General features: G+C 71.1%; 1 protein-coding gene. It reads right to left on the bottom strand.

Annotation, left to right across the window (positions count from 1 at the left end; translation table 11 throughout):
* Nucleotides 1-19 precede the first annotated feature (19 nt).
* The gene (locus tag A949_RS0130580) at nucleotides 20-22120 is read right to left on the bottom strand and encodes a non-ribosomal peptide synthase/polyketide synthase (protein ID WP_020699829.1); all 22101 of its coding nucleotides are present in this window, start codon (nucleotides 22118-22120) and stop codon (nucleotides 20-22) included.
* Nucleotides 22121-22519: the final 399 nt, after the last annotated feature.

The raw sequence follows: 22519 nt of genomic DNA, 5'->3' as shown, positions 1-22519 counted from the left end.
CGGCCGCTCCGGCGGTCGGTCACTCGGTGGGGTGGGACGTGGGGTGGGGCATGGGAGGGGATGCGGGAGGGGACATGCGATGCGGCGCGGTCTGCCGGAGCTTCTCGGCCACGAGCGGGCCGATCTCCCGCAGCGGTTCCGGGTTCATCATCTGGGTGTGCCGGTGGTTCAGCTGCTGGAACTCGACGGCGCCGGTGAGATAGGGGTCCCATGTCCCTGGTTCGAGCTGGTGGTCGTGCTCGCCTCCGGTCGCGGCCAGGATCAGCGTCGGCGCGGAGACCGGCCGGGGCCTGTTGTCCAGGCCGAGCAGGGTGTGGTTCATGGTCAGGTGCATCATGGCGGCGACCTCGGTCTCGCCGAGGCCGGCCAGGGCGGAGTTCTTCGTGGTCAGCAGCTCCACCGTGGTCTCGTGGGTGAGCTGCTCCGCCTCCTCGTCGGTGAGTTCGATGTCGAAGAGGCCCAGCATGGCGCGGTGCACGTCGGCGACCCGCACCTTCGGCATCGACTCCTCGACCTCGCGGCGGCTGACCGGGTTCACCGGGAAGCAGTCCAGCAGCGCCAGCCGCGCGACCTGCTCACCGCGCTCCTCCAGCAGCGCGGAGACGGCGTGCGCGACGACTCCGCCGAACGACCAGCCGAGGAGGTGGTAGGGCCCCTCGGGCTGGACGCGCCGGATCTGTTCCAGGTAGTCCTCGGCCATCTCCTCCACGGACTGCGCCAGCTCTCCGCCCGTCAGGCCGCGGGCCTGCAGCGCGTACACCGGGGTGTCCCGGTCGAGGTACTGGAGCAGACCGGCGTAGGACCAGCCCAGGCCGCTTCCGGGGTGGATGCAGAAGACGGGGCGGCCGCTGCCCTGCGGGCGGAGCGGCAGGAGCACATCGAGGGCGTTCCCGTCGCCGCCCGTCTCCAGCCGGGCGGCCAGCCCCGCCGCGGTGGGCGCCCCGAAGAGGGTACGCAGCGGCAGGTCCACACCGAGCACGCCGCGGATGCGGCTCATCAGCCGGGCGGCGAGCAGGGAGTGGCCGCCCAGGTCGAAGAAGCTGTCGTCGACGCCGACCCGCTCCAGCTCCAGGACTTCCGCGAACAGGCCGCACAGCACCTCTTCGTGCGGGGTGCGGGGGGCGCGGCCGCGGCCTGCCTCGGCGAAGTCGGGTGCGGGCAGGGCGGCGCGGTCGAGCTTGCCGTTGGGTGTCAGCGGTATGTCCTCGACGGCCACCACGGCGGCCGGGACCATGTACTCCGGCAGCCGCTCCGCCACGTGGGCACGGAGCGCGCGCACGTCCGGCTCGGCCGTACCGCGCTCGGGCACGACGTAGCCGACGAGCCGGGCGCCGCCGGGGCCGTCCTCGCGGGCGACGACCACGGCCCGCCGCACCGCGGGGTGCGAGCCGAGGACGGCCGCGATCTCGCCCGGCTCGATGCGGAAGCCGCGCACCTTGACCTGCTCGTCCGCGCGGCCCGCGAATTCCAGCAGGCCGTCGGGGCGCCGGCGCGCCAGGTCGCCGGTGCGGTACATCCGCACCCCCGGCTCGAACGGGCTCGGCACGAACCGCTCCGCGGTCAGCCCCGGACGTCCGAGATAGCCGCGGGCGACCTGTGCTCCGGACACGTACAGCTCACCGGTCGTGCCGGGCGGTACCGGCTGCAGCCCGGCGTCGAGGACGTAGGCGCGCATGTTCCAGAACGGGCGGCCGATCGGCACCGGCCCGGACGGCTGCTCGGCGCCGGGCGCCAGTTCGAACTGGGTGCAGTTGACGGTCAGTTCGGTCGGTCCGTAGGCGTTGATCACGGTGGCGGCCGGGTGCCGTTCCCGCCAGGCGGCGACGGCTTCGCCGGTCAGGGCCTCGCCGCCGAGGATCAGCGTCTCGGTGGGCGACCAGTCCGCGGGCAGCTCCGCCAGGAGCGGCAGGTGCGAGGGGGTCGCCTTCATCAGTGTCACCGGGGCGCCGTCGGCCGGCTCCCGCCCGGCCAGTTCGCGGAGGCTGCTCAACTGGACGCGGCCGCCACGGGCGAGGGTGGTGTAGAGGGCGGTGACCGTCAGGTCGAAGGCGAGGGAGGAGTGCACCAGCGTGGTGCCGCGCGCGGCCGGGTAGTGCCGTACCGCCCAGGTGAGGTAGTTCGCCACCGAGTGGTGCTCGACCACCACGCCCTTGGGCCGCCCCGTGGAGCCCGAGGTGTAGATCACGTAGGCGGGGTGCCGGCGCAGCAGCGGAGCCGTGCGGTCGGCGTCGGACAGGTCGTGCGACGGCAGTCCGGCCAGGGCGGCGGCCGTCTCCGGGAAGTCCAGCAGCAGGCGGGTGTGGGCCGTCTCCGGGAGGTGCGGCGCCGCTTCGGTGGTGGTGAGCACGCACAGCGGTGCGGTGTCGTCGAGGGCGTACGCGAGTCGGTCGGCCGGGTGGTCGAGATCGAGGGGCAGGTAGGCCGCTCCGGACTTCAGGACCGCGAGCATCGCCACCAGCATCGCGGCCGAACCGGGCACGGCCAGGGCGACGAACCGCTCCGGTCCGGCGCCCAGCGCGGCGAGACGGCGGGCGAGCCGGTTGGCCCGTTCGTTCAGCTCCCGGTAGGTGAGAAGTGCGTCGTCGGCCTCGACCGCGACCGCGTCCGGGCTCGCCTCGGCCCGGTCCTGGAGCAGTTGCACGACGGTGGCCGCGGGCGTCTCGCGGTCGGTGTGGTTGCCTTCGTGCAGCGCCTGGTGGCGCTCGGCCGCGGTCAGGACGTCGATGGCGCGGACGGGCCGCTCCGGGGCGGCGACGACCGCCTCGGCGACCCGGATCAGGCGGCCGGTGAGCGCCGTCGCGGCGTCATGGTCGAACAGGTCGGTGGCGTACCGGAGCTGTCCGGTCACTCCGGCCGGTGCGCCGTCGTCGGTGAAGTGCTCGCCGAAGGTGAAGTCCAGGTCGAACTTGGCGGCGCCGGTCCCGGCGTCGAGGGGTGCGACGTCGAGACCGGGCAGCGTCAGATCGGCGCGGTCGGTGTTGGCCAGCGACATCATGACCTGGAACAGCGGGTGCCGGGACGTCGAGCGGTCCGGGTTGATGATCTCCACGAGCCGTTCGAAGGCCAGGTCCTGGTGGGCGTAGACGGCCAGGTCGGTCTCCCGGACGCGGCCGAGCAGTTCGCTGAACGAGGGGTTGCCGGACAGGTCCGTGCGCAGTACCAGGGTGTTGACGAAGAAGCCCACGAGGTCGTCGAGCGCTTCGTCGGTGCGTCCGGCGATCGGGGCACCCATGACGATGTCGTCACCGGCGCCGACCTTCGACAGCAGGACGGCCATGGTGGCCTGGAGCGTCATGAAGACACTGGCGCCGGAGGCGGAGGCCAGTTCGGCCAGTCCGCGGTGGACGTGGGCGGGCAGTTCGACGGTGACGGTCGCGCCCTGGTGGCTGGGCCGCTCGGGGCGGGGTCGGGTGGTGGGCAGGTTCAGTTCTTCCGGTGCTCCGGCCAGCATCTGCCGCCAGAACGCCACCTGCCGGGCGATGGAGCTGTCCGGGTCGTCCTCGCGTCCCAGGGCCTGCTGCTGCCAGAGGGTGAAGTCGGCGTACTGGACGGGGAGCGCGTCCCACTCGGGCGCGCTGCCGGCGCAGCGTGCGGAGTAGGCGGCGACGAGGTCCTTGGCGAGGGGCGCCAGGGACCAGCCGTCGGCCGCGATGTGGTGCATCAGCACCAGCAGCACGCACGTGTCGCTCCCGCCCTCCGGCTCCTCGAAGAGCCAGGCCCGCAGGGGCGTCTCGGTGGCGAGGTCGAAGGCGTGACACGCGGCGGCCTCCAGCGCCGCGGGCAGCTCGTCCGCCGCGACCGCGCGGGTCTCCCAGGGGACCGCGGCCTGGTCCGGGTCGAGCACCACCTGGTGCGGCTCGTCGTCGGTCTCGGGGAAGACGGTGCGCAGCGACTCGTGCCGGGCGGCGACGTCGAGCAGCGCGGCGTGCAGTGCTTCCTGGTCCACACGGCCGGTGAGGCGCAGCGCCAGCGGCATGTTGTAGGTGGCGGACGGGCCCTCGAGCTTGTGCAGGAACCACAGCCGGCGCTGTGCGTACGACAGGGGTACGAGGTGCGGCCGCGGCATCGGTACCAATGCGGCGCGGGCCTGCTCCCCGTCGGACAGGTGCTGGTCGAGTCCGGCGACGGTCGGATCGTCGAACACGGTGCCGATGGCGATCTCCACCCCGAACACCGTGCGGATGCGGCTGACCAGGCGGGTGGCCAGCAGGGAGTGGCCGCCCAGGTCGAAGAAGCTGTCGTCGATCCCGACCTGCTCCAGACCCAGCACCTCGGCGAACAGCCCGCACAGTGCGGTCTCCCGTGCGGTGCGCGGCGCCCGGCCCTGTTGGAGGGCGCGGTAGTCGGGAGCGGGCAGCGCCTTGCGGTCGAGCTTGCCGATCGGGGTGAGGGGCAGCCTGTCCAGCACCACGAAGGCGGTGGGAACCATGTATTCCGGCAGCCATCTGCGCAGGCCGGTGCGGAGTTCCCGGTTCAGTTCGACGGTGCGCCGGTGCGCGGCGGGGCTGTTGGCGTGCGGTGCGGCGGCCCGGGTGGTGTCGCTGCCGCGGTAGGCGGCCACCGGGGTGCCGGTGCCCTCGGGCCTGACGACTGCGTCGAAGCAGTCGTCGCGGCCGGAGTCGGCCCAGGTGGTGACGGCTTCCATGCCCAGCGCCGCGGCGAGTCCGTGCACGGCCTCCGGATCCAGGCCGGCCGGGGAGTCCGCGGCCGGGTCGCCGCTTCCGTCCAGGGCCCGCAGCGCGAGCTGGTCGGCGCGCAGCCGGGCGTTGGGCACATCGACCAGGCGCAGTCCGGCCGGGTGCGCGCGCAGCGCGGCCGACAGTCCCTCGGCGTCGGCGCCCGCCGCCTCCCAGGTGAGTTCCGGCAGGCCGGTGGCGGTCTGCGGGACGGACGGGGTCTTGTGGACGACGACGTCGTAGCGGTAGCGGGAGAGCTCGTTGGCGTACGCGGCGCGCTTGAGGCGGATCTCGACGCCGCCGACGTCCTCGAGGGTCTCGCCGAGCCGCACGAAGAAGTCCGGGGCCAGCAGCAGTTCCTCCTCCTCCCTGATGCGCTGCTCCAGGAGCGCCCGGGCTTCCTCCGGTGCGGAGGCGGCCTCCGGGCGATGGGAGACGACACCGGCCTGGAGGTGGCGCAGCAGCCGCAGGTTGCGGATGTCGCCGAGGAAGAGCGAACCGCCGGGGGCCAGCAGCCGCAGGCTCTCGCGGACGACCCGGGCCAGATAGTCGGCGTGCGGGAAGTACTGGGCGACGGAGTTGAGGACGACGGTGTCGAAGAAGCCCTCCGGAAGGCCGCTGGTGTCGTCGGCGGCCTGGGCGCGCAGTTCGACGCGCTCGGCCAGCTCCGGCCGCTCTGCCGTCCGTGCCCGCAGGCTCTCCACGGCGGCGGCGGAGAAGTCGGTGCCCCAGTAGGTGTCGCAGTGCGGCGCGACCTGGGACAGGATCAGTCCGTTGCCGACGCCCAGTTCGAGGACGTTGCGCGGGCCGAGCCGGAGGATCTCGGCGACGGCGGCGGAGCGCCACTGGTGCATCTCGGTCAGGGGGATCGGGGAGCCGTCGTAGCTGCTCGTCCAGATCCCGAAGTCCTCCCAGAAGCCGCCGCTGTCGGCCTGGTCGCGGTAGACCGACTCGTAGACCTCCCGCCAGGAGGCGACGCGGCGGCCGTCCTCCGCGCCGTCGCTGCGCCGCGCCCACTCCTGGTCGGGGACGACGTAGCCGACGAGCTGCGGGGCGTCGGCGTCCTCCCGCACCAGGACGGTGGCCTCGGCGACGCCCGGCTGCCGGGACAGTGCGGCCTCGACCTCGCCCGGTTCGATGCGGAATCCGCGTACCTTGACCTGGTCGTCGGCGCGGCCGACGAATTCGAGTCCGCCTTCGGCACGCCATCGGGCCAGGTCGCCGGTGCGGTACATGCGGGTGCCGGGTGCGCCGTGCGGGTCGGCCACGAAGCGCTCGGCGCTGAGTGCGGGCCGCCCCAGATAGCCGCGGGCCAGGAACGGACCCGCCAGATACAGCTCTCCGGGGACGCCGTCGGGCACCGGGCGCAGCCGGGAGTCGAGGACGTACACCTGGGCGTTGGCCAGCGGCCGGCCGATCATCGGCGGCAGCGGCGGGCCGGTCACCTCACTCGCGGTGATCCAGACGGTGGCCTCGGTCGGTCCGTACAGGTTGACCGCTCCGCCGCCCTGTGCGTGCAGTTGCCCGGCCAGCGAGGCGGACAGCGCCTCGCCGCCGACCAGGAGCCGGACGCCGGCCAGCCCCTCGGGGTCGTGGGTGAGGATCGCGCGGTACACCGAGGGGGTGCCCTGGAAGACGGTGGCGCCGCTGTCCCGGATGAGGCGGTACAGGGCGATGGGGTCCTTGCCGACCGGGTCGGTGGCGACCTCGACGCTCGCACCGGCCAGCAGCGGGGCGTAGAGCTCCACGGCGGCGATGTCGAAGGTGAGGGTGGTGGCGGCCACCATGCGGTCGCGTGCGGAGAATCCGAGGCGGGCGCCGACGGAGTCGAGGAACTGGGAGAGGCTTCCGTAGGAGATCACCACGCCCTTGGGCCGGCCGGTCGAGCCCGAGGTGTAGATGACGTAGACGGCGTCGGCCGGGTGGACCGGGGTGTGCCGGTCGGTGTCGGTGACGTCGTGCGGCAGGCACTCCGCGAGCTGCTGCTCCACGTCGGGGTCGTCGAGGGTGACGACGAGGTCCGGTCCCGCCGCGGGCAGGTGTTCGCGGATGTCCGCGGTGGTGACGAGCGCGGCGGGTGCGGCGTCCCGGAGTACGTAGGCGAGCCGGTCGGCGGGGTGTGCCGGGTCCATCGGCAGGTAGGTCGCCCCGGCCTTCTGCACCGCCAGGAGCGCCGCGACCATGTCGACGGAGCGGGGCAGTGCCAGCGCGACCACGCTCTCGCGGCCGATGCCGCGGTCGAGGAGCAGCCGCGCCAGCCGGTTGGCGCGGCCGTTCAGGTGGCGGTAGTCGGCCGTCGCGTCCCCGGCGCGTACGGCGGGCGCTTCGGGGGTCAGCGCCGCCTGCCGTTCGAAGCGGACGTGGGCGAGTGCCGCGGGGGCCGGCGCGGTGGTGGCGTTGCGGTCCACCAGGGCCTCGGTCAGCTCCTTCTCGGAGAGCAGTTCGACGTCGGCGACGCGTACCGCCGGGTCGGCCGCCACGGCGCGCAGCAGGTTCTCGTAGAGCCGGGCGAGCTGCTCGGCCGTGGCGCGGTCGAACAGCTCGGTGGCGTACTCCAGGGTGCCGCTCAGTCCGGCGGGCCGCCCCTCCTCGTCCTGCGCCTCGGCGAGGCTGAGGAAGAGGTCGAATTTGGCGTTGTCGCCGTCCAGCGGGTAGGGCGCGGCCTCGACGTCGTGCAGCTGCTGCGTCGGTGCCGCCACGTTGTGGAGCTGGAACATCACCTGGAAGAGCGCGTTGCTGGCCAGCGACCGGACCGGGTTGAGCGCCTCCACGAGGAACTCGAAGGGCAGGTCCTGGTGGGCGTACGCGCCCAGTGCGGTGTCCCGGGCGCGGTCGAGGACTTCGTGGAAGCGGGGGTTGCCCCGGGTGTCGGTGCGCAGCACCAGGGTGTTGACGAAGAAGCCCACCAGGTCGGTGAGGGCCTCGTCGGTCCGGCCGGCGATCGGGACGCCCACGGGGATGTCGTGGCCGGCGCCGAGCCGGGAGAGCAGGGCGGCGAAGCCGGTCTGCACCACCATGAACAGCGTCGCCCGGGAGTCGGTCGCCACCTGCCGCAGCGCGGCGTGCAGTTCGGCGTCCAGGGTGAAGTCCAGGGTGTCGCCGCGGTAGTCGGCGACGGCGGGCCGCGGCCGGTCCGTGGGCAGCTCCAGCTGGGCCGGGATGCCGTCGAGGGCCTCCCGCCAGTAGGCGAGTTGCTGTGCGGCCAGGCTGTCCGGCTCGTCCGTCGCGCCCAGGAGCTGCTGCTGCCAGATCGAGTAGTCCGCGTACTGGACGGGCAGCGGCTCCCAGTCGGGCGCTGCGCCCGCCACGCGGGCACCGTAGGCGCGGCCGAGGTCGCGCATCAGCGGGGCCCGGGAGGCGCCGTCGCCGATGATGTGGTGCATCAGGACGACGAGTACCGGGCCGGTCGGCTCGGCCGGTTCGGCGGCCGCCGTGCCCTCCTGCGCGGTCTCCGCGGAGGGCAGGAACAGCCAGGCGCGCACCGGGGGCGCGCTGTCGAGGCGGAAGCGGTGACCGATCGCCTGCTGCACGGCCCGGTGCAGCGAGGAGGAGGGCAGCTGCTCGACGTCGAGGCGGACCGCGGCCTGGGACGGGTCGAGCACGACCGGGCGGGGCTCGCCGTCCGTCTCCGTGAAGACCGTGCGCAGCGACTCGTGCCGCACCGCCAGGTCGTTCAGCGCCGCGCGCAGTGCGTTCTGGTCGACCGCCGAGGACAGGCGCAGCGCGAGCGGCCAGTTGTACGCCGACGAGGGGCCTTCGAGCCGGTGCAGGAACCACAGGCGGCGCTGGGCGAAGGAGAGCGGGATCGTCTCCGGCCGCGGCATGGGCGCCAGCGGGGTGCGGGTGCGGCCGCCGGCGTCGAGGCGGGCGCTGAGCCCGGCCACGGTCGGTGACTCGAAGACCGCGGCGATCGGCACCTCGGCGCCCAGGGTCGCGCGGATCCGGCTGATCAACCGGGTGGCGAGCAGCGAGTGGCCGCCCAGCTCGAAGAAGCTGTCGTCGAGCGTCACCCGCTCCACGCCGAGGACCTGCGCGAACAGGCCGCAGAGCAACTCCTCCTGGGGGGTGCGGGGAGCGCGCCCGCCGGTGAGCGCGGTGAAGTCCGGGGCGGGCAGGGCCTGCCGGTCCAGCTTGCCGTTGGGGGTCAGCGGCAGCTCGTCCAGGGCGACGACCGCGGCCGGAACCATGAACTCCGGCAGCCGGTCGGCGACATGTGCGCGCAGCGCGGCGAGATCGGGAGAGCGGTGCCCGGCGGCCGGTACGACGTAGCCGACGAGGCGGGTGTCTTCCTGCTCCGTTCCGCGGGCCACGACGGCGGCCTGTGCCACGTCGGGGTGGTCGAGCAGTGCGGCGGCCACCTCGCCCGGCTCGATGCGGAACCCGCGCACCTTGACCTGCTCGTCGGCGCGGCCGGAGTACTCGAGCTGCCCGTCGGCGCGCCATCTGGCCAGGTCGCCGGTGCGGTACATGCGTGCACCGGGTTCGAAGGGGCAGGCGACGAAACGCTCGGCGGTCAGACCGGTGCGGCCCAGGTAGCCGCGGGCCAGCTGGGCGCCGGAGATGTACAGCTCACCGACGGCGCCGGCCGGCAGCGGGTTGAGGCGCGCGTCGAGCACGTAGGCCCGCATGTTCCAGAAGGGGCGCCCGATGGGGACGGCTCCCGCGGGCAGCTTCTCCTTCGGGCCGATGCGGAACTCGGTGCAGTTGACCGTGGTCTCGGTGGGTCCGTACGCGTTGACGACGGTGACCCGGCGGTGCGCGGCGCGCCACTGGGCCAGGGCCTCGGCGGTCAGCGCCTCACCGCCGAGGATCAGCATCTCGCCGGGCGACCGGTGCTTGGGCAGTTCGTTCAGCATCGGCAGGTGCGACGGCGTGGTCTTGGCCAGTGCCACCGGCACGCCGCCGCTCTCGGCCGGGACGTCCTCGAGAGCGGACAGGTAGACGCGTCCGCCGACCACGAGAGTGGTGTAGAGGCCGGTGACGGTGAGGTCGAAGGCGATCGAGGTCGGCACCAGCGTGGCGCCCCGGGCCGCCGGGTAGTGGTGCGTGGTCCAGTTGAGGTAGTTGGCGACGGCGCGGTGTTCGACGACCACGCCCTTGGGCCGGCCGGTCGAGCCCGAGGTGTAGATGACGTACGCCGGGTGCTCCATCTCGACGTCGACCTCGGGATCGGTGTCCGGCTCCGCGGTCAGGTCGCGGTTGAGCGCTTCCTGGTCGAGCACGAGGGCGGGCGCCGCGTCGCGGAGGATGAGCTCGCGCCGGTCGCGCGGATACTCGGGGTCGACCGGAACGTAGGCGCCGCCGGACTTGAGCACGGCCAGGACGGCGACCACCGTCTCCACCGACCGCGGCAGCTCCACCGCGACCAGCTTCTCCGGCCCCACGCCACGACCGATCAGCCAGTGCGCCAGCCGGTTGGCGCGCGCGTTCAGCTCCCCGTAGGAGACGGACTCCGCACCGCAGACCAGCGCCACGGCGTCGGGGCTGCGCCGCACCTGCGTCTCGAACAGTTCGAAGAGCGTCGCCTGCGGCACCTCGACGGCCGTGTCGTTCCAGGTGGTCAGCAGCTGCCCGCGCTCCTCCTCGGCGAGCAGTTCCACCTGGCCGACGGTCAGCGACGGGTCGGCCGCCACCTGCTCCAACAGCCGCGTCCACCGGTCCAGGACGCCGCGGACGGTGCAGCGGTCGAACAGGTCGGTCGCGTACTTCACCGCGCCCACGATTCCCGCGGGCGCGCCGGATCCGGTGTGCCGCTCCAGCACGTTCACCGACAGGTCGACCTTGGCGGTCTCGATGTCGACCGGCTCCCCGGCGACGTCCAGACCGGGCAGCTCGAACGCTCCGGTGGGATTGTCCTGCACCACCAGCATGACCTGGAAGAGCGGGTGGTGCGCGGACGAGCGCCGCGGGTTGAGCAGCTCCACCAGATGGTCGAACGGGACGTCCTGCTGCGCGTACGCGGCCAGGTTCGTCTCCCGTACCCGCTCCACCAGCTCCCGGAAACTCGGATCACCCGAGGTGTCCGTGCGCAGCACGAGCGTGTTCACGAAGAAGCCGACGAGATCGTCGAGCGCGGTGTCCATCCGTCCGGCGATCGGCGACCCCAGCGGGACGTCCGTGCCCGCGCCCAGCCGGGTGAGCAGCGCCGCCAGCGCCGCCTGCACGACCATGGGCACCGTCGCGCCCGTCTCGCGGGCGAGGTCCGCGAGGCTCTGGTGCACCTCCGCGCTCGTCGCGAAGTCGACGGAGGCGCCTTCGAAGGAGGCGGCCGAGGTCCGGGAGCGGTCGGCGGGCAGGGCGATCCGCTCGGGAAGTCCCGCCAGCCGTCCGCGCCAGTAGTCCACCTGCTGCGAGTACAGGCTCCCGGGGTCGTCCTCGGCACCCAGCAGCTCCCGCTGCCACAGCGTGTAGTCGACGTACTGCACCGGGAGCGGTTCCCACTCCGGTGCCCGGCCCCGGCAGCGCTCCGTGTAGGCCGTCACCACGTCGCGGGCGAGGGGGCCCATGGACCAGCCGTCACCGGCTATGTGGTGCAGCAGCAACAGCAGCACCCAGTTGTCGGGGCCGGTCTCGAAGAGCGCGGCCCGGAACGGCACGTCACCGGTCAGGTCGAACGCATGGCGGGCTGCCTCGTCCAGCACCGTCGGCAGCTCCGCCTCGGTCACCTGCCGGTGCTCCCAGCCGAACGCGGCGTCGGCCGGGTCCAGGACCCGCTGTCGCGGCTCTCCGTCGGCCTCGGGGAAGACGGTACGCAGCGACTCGTGCCGGCCGACCGCGTCCTGCAGGGCCGCCCGCATCGCCACCGGATCCACGCTGCCCCGCAGCCGGAGCGGCAGCGGCATGTTGTAGGTGGCGGACGGGCCCTCCAGCTTGTGCTGGAACCACAGGCGGCGCTGCGCGAAGGACAGGGGCACGCTCTCGGGGCGGGGCATGGGGGCCAGCGCGTCACGGGTGGGGCCGCCGAAGTCCAGTGCCTCCACGAGCCCGGCCACCGTGGGGGCCTCGAACAGGATCCGGAAGGGGATCTCCACGTCGAGTTCGCTGCGGACCCGGCTGACGAGCCGGGTGGCGAGGAGGGAGTGGCCGCCGAGTTCGAAGAAGCTGTCGTCGATGCCGACCTGCTCCAGATCCAGGATCTCGGCGAACAGCCGGCAGAGCGTCTCCTCCTGCGGGCTGCGGGGGCCGCGTCCCGCGTCGCCGGACGCGGCGTAGTGGGGTGCGGGCAGGGCGTTGCGGTCCAGCTTGTCGTTGGGTGTCAGCGGCAGCCTGTCCAGCACCACCACCGCCGACGGCACCATGTGCTCGGGCAGCCGCTCGGCGAGGTGAGCGGTCAGCGCCTCCGGGTCGGGCGACGCGGCACGTTCCGAACCCTCCGGTACGACGTAGGCGGCGAGGCGCTGGTCGCCGGGTGTGTCCTCCCGGACCAGGACGGCTGCCTGCCGCACTCCCCCATGGCCGACCAGCAGCGACTCGATCTCGCCGGGTTCGATGCGGAAGCCGCGCAGCTTCACCTGCTCGTCGGCACGTCCCGCGAATTCCAGCTGGCCGTCCGCACGCCAGCGCACCAGGTCGCCCGTACGATACATCCGGACGCCCGGCTCGAACGGAGAGGCGACGAACCGCTCCGCGGTCAAGCCGGAGCGGCCCCCGTATCCGCGGGCCAGGCCCGCGCCCGACACATACAACTCACCCACCACACCGGCCGGTACCGGCCGCAGTGCACGGTCCAGCACGTGGACGCGGGTGTTCACCACAGGACGGCCGATCGGCGCGTCCCCCTCGCCCAGCTCGCCGCTCATCGACACACACACCGTCGACTCCGTCGGCCCATACGCATTCACCACACGACGGCCGTCCACCGACCACCGCCCGATCAACTCCGGTGGCGCCGCCTCACCCGCCAACACCACCGACTCCAACAACGGCAACCCGGACTCCGCACCCACCGGCACCGCACCCAGCGCCGACGGCGGCAACGTCACATGCGTGACCCGACCCCGAGACAGCACCTCCAACAAATCGTCGCCGACGACTCGACCACCCTCCGGCACCACCAAAGCGGCACCGGACCCGAAAGCCATCACCAGCTCCCAGAACGCCGCATCGAAGCTGGGTGAAGCGAACTGCAACACCCGACTCGACGAACCGACCCCCAAACCCTCCACCTGGGCACGCGCCAGACTCGCCACACCGCGATGCGAGACCACGACGCCCTTGGGCCGGCCCGTCGAGCCGGAGGTGTAGATCACGTACGCGGGATGCGCCGCCTCCACAACCACCCCGGGGTCGGTCTCCGGGAAGCCCGACAAGTCCTGCGCCAGCTCCCGCGGACCCAGCACCAGCAGCGGAGAAGCATCCTCGACCATGAACGCACGCCGCTCGACCGGATACTCCGGATCCACCGGCACATACGCACCCCCCGCCTTCACCACAGCAAGCACCGCAACCACCAACTCCACCGACCGCGGCAACTCCACCCCCACCAACACCTCAGGCCCCACACCACGCCCCACCAGCCAATGCGCCAGCCGATTCGCCCGCGCATTCAACTCGCGGTAGGAGAGGCTCTGCTGTCCATGGACCAGAGCCGTCGCATCCGCATCACACCGCACCTGCTCCTCGAACAACCCCGCAAGCGACACCTCCGCAAGCTCCACCGCCGTGTCATTCCACCCGGCCAGCCGCCCCCGCTCCCCCTCCGACAGCAACTCCACCGCACCCACCGACAACGACGGATCCGCCACCACCTGCCCCAACAACCGCACCCACCGCGCCAACAACCCCTCAACCGAACCCCGATCGAACAACTCGACCGAGTACTGGACGGCCGTCACGATGCCGCCAGGAGCACCGTCGTCGTTGTGTCGCTCCACCACGTTCAGTTCGAGGTCGGCCTTGGACACGCTCAAGTCGACCCCGTCCACCGCGACGTGGAGGCCGGGGAGTTCGAAGGAGCCTTCCTGGGCGTTCTGGAGCCCGAGGATGACCTGGAAGAGCGGGTGGTGTGAGCTGGAACGGTTCGGGTTCAGCAGCTCCACCAGGTGCTCGAAGGGCACGTCCTGGTGCGCATACGCCGCCAGACTCGACTCCCGCACCCGGGAGAGCAACTCCTCGAAACTCGGGTCCCCCGACGTGTCCGTCCGCAGCACCAGCGTGTTCACGAAGAAACCGACCAGATCATCCAGCGCATCGTCCATACGCCCCGCGATCGGCGACCCCAGCGGAATGTCCTCCCCCGCACCCAACCGCGTCAGCAACGCCGCAAGACCCGCCTGCAACACCATGAACACCGTCGTGTCCGACCGCCGCGCCAACCCGACCAGACCCCGATGCAACCCCGCATCCAACTCGAAGGCGAGGGAGGCGCCCTCATGCGAGGCGACGGCCGGGCGGGGGCGGTCGGCCGGGAACGTCACCTGCTCGGGAAGATCCGCCAACTGGTCACGCCAGTAGGAAACCTGCTGCGCATACACGCTGTCCGCATCGTCCTCACTGCCCAGCAGTTCGCGCTGCCACAGTGCGTAGTCCGCGTACTGCACCGGCAGCTCCGACCACTGCGGCACACCCCCCTGCGCCCGCGCCGTGTACGCCGCCACCACATCCCGCGCCAACGGACCCATCGACCACCCGTCACCCGCGATGTGATGCATCAGCAGGAGCAGGACACACTCGTCCTCTCCCACCTCGAACAGCCACCCACGCACCGGCATCTCGGAGGCGAGATCGAACGGGTACCGGGCCTTCTCGGCCAGGACGTCCGGCAGCTCCTCCGCCGTCACGGGCCGGTGGTCCCAGCCGAACGCGACATCGGCAGGGTCGAGCACGACCTGACGGGGCTCGCCGTCCCGCTCGCGAAAGACCGTGCGCAGCGACTCGTGCCGAGTGACGACATCGCGGAGCGCCGTGTGCAGTGCGTCCGCGTCGACGCCGCCTCCCAGCCGCAGGACGAGAGGCATGTTGTAGGTGGCCGACGGGCCCTCCAGCTTGTGCAGGAACCACAGACGACGCTGAGCGAACGACAGCGGCACCGCCTCGGGCCGGGGAGCGGGCACCAGCGGCATGCGCGTCCGGCCCTCGAACGCGGCCACGCGGCCGGCGAGACCGGCCACCGTGGGTGCGCCGAACACCTCCCTGATCGGCAACTCCACACCGAGCACACTGCGAATCCGACTGACCAGGCGCGTGGCCAGCAACGAATGACCGCCCAGCTCGAAGAATCCGTCGTCGATCCCGACCCGCTCCAGGCCCAGCACCTCGGCGAACAGCCCGCACAGCACCTCCTCCTGCGGAGTACGAGCCTTCCGGCCAGCCGCGCCGATCGCGTACTCAGGAGCGGGCAGCGCCTTGCGGTCCAGCTTCCCGTTCGGCGTCAACGGCAACCGGTCCAGCACCATCACCGCCGACGGCACCATGTACTCCGGCAACCTGTCGGCCAGCCGAGCGACGAGCGTCGCCGGCTCGAGGGCGACGGCAGCACCTTCGGACTTCTCCGGCACCACGTACGCGGCGAGTCGCTGGTCACCAGGCACGTCCTCACGCGCCACCACCGCCGCCTGCCGCACACCCGCGCAGCCGGCCAGCACCGACTCGATCTCCCCCGGCTCGATCCGGAAGCCCCGCAGCTTCACCTGCTCATCCGCACGGCCGGCGAACTCAAGTCGGCCGTCGGTGCTCCAGCGGGCCAGGTCGCCGGTGCGGTACATCCGCCCACCCGGCTCGAACGGCGACGCCACGAACCGCTCCGCCGTCAGGCCCGCACGGTCCAGGTAGCCGCGAGCGAGCCCGGGACCCGACACATACAGCTCGCCAGGCACGCCTGCGGGAACCGGTCGCAGGCCCGCGTCGAGCACGAACAGGCGGGTGTCGGCCACCGGCCGTCCGATCGGGACGACACCGCCGGAAGACGGCTCGCCGTCGGTCACGGTGTGGGTGGAGACGCAGACCGTGGCCTCGGTCGGACCGTACGCGTTGAGCATGCGGCGTCCCGCGGACCAGCGGGCCGCCAGCTCCGGCGGACACACCTCTCCTCCGGCCACCACGGTCTCGAGGCAGGGGAGGGCCGACTCGACCCCGTCGAGGGTGAGTGCGCGCAGCACCGAGACGGGAAGCTGCACATGGGTGACCTCGGCATCGGCCAACAGCCGCAGGAGGGCCTCACTCGACAGCTGCCCCGGTTCGGGAAGAACGAGCGCGGCACCTCCGGCGAAAGCGGTGCACAGATCCCCGAAAGCCACGTCGAAGCTGGGCGAGGCGAACTGCAGCACCCGGCTCCCGGAGGACACGCCCAGCCGCCGCACCTGGGTGCGCGCCAACGCGGCGACACCCGTGTGTGTGACGACCACGCCCTTCGGGGTGCCGGTGGAGCCGGACGTGTAGATGACGTACGCCGGGTGGTGGAGAGCGGCGCCGCGCGGCGGGTCGGTCTCCGGCAGGCCGGACACATCCTGTGCCATGGCGTCCGGGTCCAGGACCAGCACCGGCTGTGCGTCCTCCAGCATGAGGTCCCGCCGGTCCCGCGGGAGGTCGGGGTCCAGCGGCAGATAGGCGCCGCCTGCCTTCGACACCGCCAGGACGGCGACGACCATCTCCACCGACCGCGGCAGCTCCACCGCCACCAGCTCCTCCGGCCCCACACCACGACCGATCAGCCAGTGCGCCAGCCGGTTCGCCCGCGCGTTCAGCTCCCCGTAGCCGACTCGCATGCCGGCGAACACCACCGCGGTGGCCTCGGGAGTGCGGCGGGCCCCGGCTTCGAACAGTCCGGCCAGCGTCTCGGCTGGGGGCTCGACCGACGTACCGTCGTTCCATTCGGCGGACGTGTCGTTCCACTCGGAGAGGATCCGGTCCCGCTCCGGTCCGGTCAGCAGCTCGGCCCGACCGATCGGGGCCGAGGGGTCCGCCACCAGCTGCTCCAGCAGCCGCACCCACCGCATGGCGAAGCCCTCGACCGTGGAGCGGTCGTACAGGGCCTCGGCGAACTCGGCGAGTGCCTCGATGCCGGTCGGCTCGCCCGCGTCGTCGTACCGCTCGATGACATTGACCGCCAGGTCGGTCTTTGCCACGCCCAGATCGACGCCCTCGGCCTCGACGTTCAGGCCGGGGAGTTCGAAGGAGCCTTCCTGGGCGTTCTGGAGCCCGAGGATGACCTGGAAGAGCGGGTGGTGTGAGCTGGAACGGTTCGGGTTCAGCAGCTCCACCAGGTGCTCGAAGGGCACGTCCTGGTGCGCATACGCCGCCAGACTCGACTCCCGCACCCGGGAGAGCAACTCCTCGAAACTCGGGTCCCCCGACGTGTCCGTCCGCAGCACCAGCGTGTTCACGAAGAAACCGACCAGATCATCCAGCGCATCGTCCATACGCCCCGCGATCGGCGACCCCAGCGGAATGTCCTCCCCCGCACCCAACCGCGTCAGCAACGCCGCAAGACCCGCCTGCAACACCATGAACACCGTCGTGTCCGACCGCCGCGCCAACCCGACCAGACCCTGATGCAACCCCGCATCCAACTCGAACTGCAGATGCGCACCCTCGTAGGAGACCACGGCGGGGCGGGGCCGATCGGTCGGGAACGTCACCTGCTGCGGCAGACCCGCCAGCTGGTCGCGCCAGAAGCCGACCTGCTGGGCGTAGAGACTGTTCGGATCGTTCTCGTCACCCAGCAGCTCGCGCTGCCACAGCGTGTAGTCCGCGTACTGCACCGGCAACTGCGACCACTGCGGCACACCACCCTGCGCACGCGCCGTGTACGCCTCCACCACATCCCGCGCCAACGGACCCATCGACCACCCGTCACCCGCGATGTGATGCACGAGCAGCAGCAGGACACACTCGTCCTCTCCCACCTCGAACAGCCACGCACGCACCGGCATCTCGGAGGCGAGATCGAATGCGTGGCGGGCGGCATTCGCCAACGCCTCGGGGAGTTCCTCCTCCGTCACCGGGCGACGCTGCCAGTCCAGCTCGGCACTCGCGGCATCGAGCACCACCTGGCAGGGCTCGTCCCCGACCTCGGAGTAGACGGTTCGCAGCGACTCGTGCCGGACGACCAGATCCTGCAACGCGGTGTGCAGCGCTTCCGCGTCGACACCGCCCCGCAGCCGCAGGACGAGAGGCATGTTGTAGGTGGCCGACGGGCCCTCCAGCTTGTGCAGGAACCACAGACGACGCTGAGCGAACGACAGCGGCACCGCCTCGGGCCGTCGCATGGGCACCAGCGGGGTGCGCATCTGCCCCTCCGCCGCACTCAACCGACCGGCGAGACCGGCCACTGTGGGTGTGCCGAACACCTCTCTGATCGGCAGCTCCACGCCGAGCACGCTTCGGATGCGGCTGACCAGACGCGTGGCCAGGAGGGAGTGGCCGCCGAGGTCGAAGAAGCTGTCGTCGATCCCGACCCGCTCCAGGCCCAGCACCTCGGCGAACAGCCCGCACAGCGTCTCCTCCTGCGGAGTACGAGCCTTCCGGCCGGCCGCACTCACCGTGTACTCAGGAGCGGGCAGCGCCTTGCGGTCCAGCTTCCCGTTCGGCGTCAACGGCAACCGGTCCAGCACCATCACCGCCGAGGGCACCATGTACTCGGGCAACCCCTCGACCAACTGGTCACGGGCCGCCTTCACCACAGCACCGATCCCCCGCGCAGCCACCGGACTGTTCACCCACGGACCACCCGAAGCAGCCGGCACATACACACCCGACAGCACAGATTCGTCCCCGCCGTCGGGCAGCACGACCGCATCGAACAGAGCCACCGACCGGGACGACCACGTCACCACCACCCGCAACCCCAGCTCAGCACCCCGCACCACCAGCTCCTCCGGATCCACCGCCACACCAGCGTCCTCGGCAGCCAGGCCGTCCAGACGCCGCTCGGCAGCCACCTCACCGACCAGCCGCGCATTCGGAACCCCGGAGATCCGCACCGGACCATCCACATCTGCCAAATCGAAATCCGGGGACCAAGAAATCCGCGGCACCTGCGCCACATCCCAGACCTTCGACGGCGCCTTGTGCAGCACCACCTCATACCGGTGACGTGTCAGCTCGTTGTGACAGCCACCCCGCTTGAGCCGCACATCGAGCCCGCCAACCCGCTCATCCCGCTCGGCCAGCTCCGTGAAGAACTCCGGAGCCACCACCAGCTCCTTCTCCAACAACACCGCACGATCCACCACCGCACGCGCCCGCACACCCCCATCCCCATGCACCGCCGCATGCAAAGCACGCAACGACCCCGCATGCCGCACATCCCCCACCACCACACGCCCACCCGGCACCAACAACTCCAGCACCCGGTCCAGCACCCGGGACAGATACTCCCCGTCCGGGAAATACTGCACCACCGAATTGATCACCACCGTGTCGAAATACCCCAACGGCAAATCCCCGACCGCGTCCGCCGCCTGACACCGCAACCACACCCGATCCGCAAGCCCCGCCCCGACCACCTGACCACGAAGCCGCTCGATCACCGCACCCGACAGATCCGTACCCCAATACTCCTCAACATCCGCCGCCAAATGCCCCATCAACAGACCAGACCCCACCCCGATCTCCAGAACCCGGCCACCACCCAAACCACGCACCCGCCCGACAACCGCATCCCGCCACTCCCGCATCTCACCCAACGGAATCGGCTCACCGGTGTATGCGCTGTCCCACCCCGCAAAATCCTCACCAAAACCACCAGACCCCACCCCCGAATACACCGAGTCATAGGTCTCGCGCCATTCCTCCACCTGGGCCGCTGCCTCATTGTTGGCCCCGATCGAGGCCGCCGCCTCCAGGTCCGGCACCATGTACGCAGCAATCCGCTGATCGCCCGGCTCGTCCTCCCGTACGACCACTGCGGCCTGACGTACTCCCTCACAGTCGGTCAGTCGGGATTCGATCTCGCCGGGTTCGATGCGGAAGCCGCGCACCTTCACCTGCTCGTCGGCACGTCCCGCGAATTCCAGCTGACCGTCCGCACGCCACCGCACCAGATCGCCCGTGCGATACATCCGGACGCCCGGCTCGAACGGCGACGCCACGAACCGCTCCGCCGACAACCCCGCACGCCCCAGATAGCCACGCGCCAGACCCGCGCCCGACACATACAACTCACCCACCACACCCACCGGAACCGGCCGCAACACCTCATCCAGCACAAACACCTGCGTATTCACCACAGGACGACCGATCGGCGCGTCCCCCTCGCCCAGCTCACCGCTCATCGACACACACACCGTCGACTCCGTCGGCCCATACGCATTCACCACACGACGGCCGTCCACCGACCACCGCCCGAGCAACTCCGGCGGCGCCGCCTCACCCGCCAACACCACCGACTCCAACAACGGCAACCCGGACTCCGCACCCACCGGCACCGCACCCAGCGCCGACGGCGGCAACGTCACATGCGTGACCCCCTGATCGGCGACCACCCGGTGAAAGTCCTCCCCCACCAAACGACCGCCCTCCGGCACCACCAAAGCGGCACCGGACCCGAAAGCCATCACCAGCTCCCAGAACGCCGCATCAAAACCCGGCGACGCGAACTGCAACACCCGACTCGACGAACCGACCCCCAAACCCTCCACCTGGGCACGCGCCAGACTCGCCACACCACGATGAGAAACCACGACCCCCTTGGGCCGGCCCGTCGAACCCGACGTATAAATCACATAGGCAGCCTGATGACCTTCAATATCGACTCCGGGGTCGGTCTCCGGGAAGCCCGACAAGTCCTGCGCCAGCTCCCGCGGACCCAGCACCAGCAACGGAGAAGCATCCTCGACCATGAACGCACGCCGCTCCACCGGATACTCCGGATCCACCGGCACATACGCACCCCCCGCCTTCACCACAGCAAGCACCGCAACCACCAACTCCACCGACCGCGGCAACTCCACCCCCACCAACACCTCAGGCCCCACACCACGCCCCACCAGCCAATGCGCCAGCCGATTCGCCCGCGCATTCAACTCCCCATACGAAAGCGACCGCTCACCACACACCACCGCCGTCGCATCCCCGTCACGCCCCGCCTGCTCCTCGAACAACCCCGCAAGCGACACCTCCGCAAGCTCCACCGCCGTGTCATTCCACCCGGCCAGCCGCCCCCGCTCCTCCTCCGACAGCAACTCCACCGCACCCACCGACAACGACGGATCCACCACCACCTGCCCCAACAACCGCACCCACCGCGCCAACAACCCCTCAACCGAAACCCGATCGAACAACTCCGTCGCGAACTCGACAACGGTCTCGATACCGGCCGGGCCATGGACGCGGTCATGGCGTTCGGTGAGGGAGACGAGCATGTCGAAGCGCGACGTCCCGGAACCGATCACCTCGGCCTGCACCTGGAGCCCGGGAAGTTCGAACTCCTCGGTCGGTGCGTTCTGGAGGACGAGCGCGACCTGGAAGAGCGGGTGATGTGAGGTGGAACGATTCGGGTTCAGCAACTCCACCAAGCGCTCGAACGGGACGTCCTGGTGCTCGTAGGCCGCCAGGCTCGCCCGTCGTACCCGCGCGAGCAGGTCCTCGAAGGCTGGGTCGTCGGAGGTGTCCGCACGGAGGACGAACATGTTGACGAAGAAGCCGATGAGGTCGTCGAGGGCTTCGTCCGTGCGGCCCGCCACACCACTGCCCAGCGCGATGTCGGTCCCCGCACCCAACCGCGTCAGCAACGCCGCCATACCGGCCTGCAACACCATGAACACCGTCGTGTTCGACCGCCGCGCCAACTCCACCAGACCCCGATGCAGCTCAGCATCCAGCTCGAAGATCAGCTGGGCGCCCTCGTAGCCGGCCGTGGTCGGCCGGGGCCGGTCGGTGGGAAAGGTCACCTGCTCGGGCAGGTCCGCCAGCTCCGCACGCCAGTAGTCCACCTGCTCGGAGAACACACTCTCCGGGTCGGCCTCGTCGCCGAGCAGTTCGCGCTGCCAGAGCGTGTAGTCGACGTACTGGACAGGAAGCTCGGGCCACTCCGGGTCGCGCTGCTCGACACGGGCGGTGTACGCCTCCACCACATCACGCGTCAGCGGAGCCATCGACCAGCCGTCACCCGCGATGTGATGCATGAGCAGCATCAGGACGCACTCGTCGGGCCGGAGCCGGAACAGCCATGCGCGCAGGGGGACATCCGAGGAGAGGTCGAAGGTGTGGCGGGCTGCGGAGTCCAGGGCACGCGGCAGCTCGTCCTCGGAGACCGGCCTGCTCTCCCAGTCGAGGTCGAAGGCGTCCGCGGGGAGGACGAGCTGGTGCGGCTCGCCGTCGACCTCCGGGAACACCGTACGCAGGGATTCGTGCCGCTTCATCACGTCCCGAAGTGCCGCCCGAAGCGCCTCCGCGTCGACATCGCCTTTGAGCCGGAGCGTCAGCGGCATGTTGTACGTGGCCGACGGCCCCTCCAGCTTGTGCAGGAACCACAGGCGACGCTGAGCGAAGGACAACGGGATCACGAGCTGATTCCTTCTGGGTCGTCGGACAAAGCCCTTGGCACGCCCCCATGGCACCCGCGACTCGTCAGGTGGACGAGTCCGTGCGGCGGAGGACAGCGGAGTGGCTGTCAGCAGGCGTGGATGAAGTCAGGTTGAGGAGAGAAAAAGGAACACGGCACAGGAATGCCGGCCGGAAAGAACGGCGGCCGAAGCCGTGGCATCAGAGCTGTTCGGCAGATTTCGTGATGCGGTTCCGCGGCTATCGCGTGTCGGCTCTACCGCGTGCGCACACGTCGGACCCCGCCGCAATCGGCCCTCTCGAGGTCGCCCGCTCCGGGCGCACCACACCGGCATCGTCGGTCGTCTTCGGACCCCAACACAAAGCCCCCCGTAGCGCCTTGTCGTTTGGTCGGGCGTAAC

This window comes from Streptomyces sp. AA1529 (assembly GCF_000280905.1).
Taxonomy (GTDB): domain Bacteria; phylum Actinomycetota; class Actinomycetes; order Streptomycetales; family Streptomycetaceae; genus Streptomyces.
Note: the sequence above shows the minus strand (reverse complement) of the source record. Positions and strands in the feature narration are given on the sequence as shown.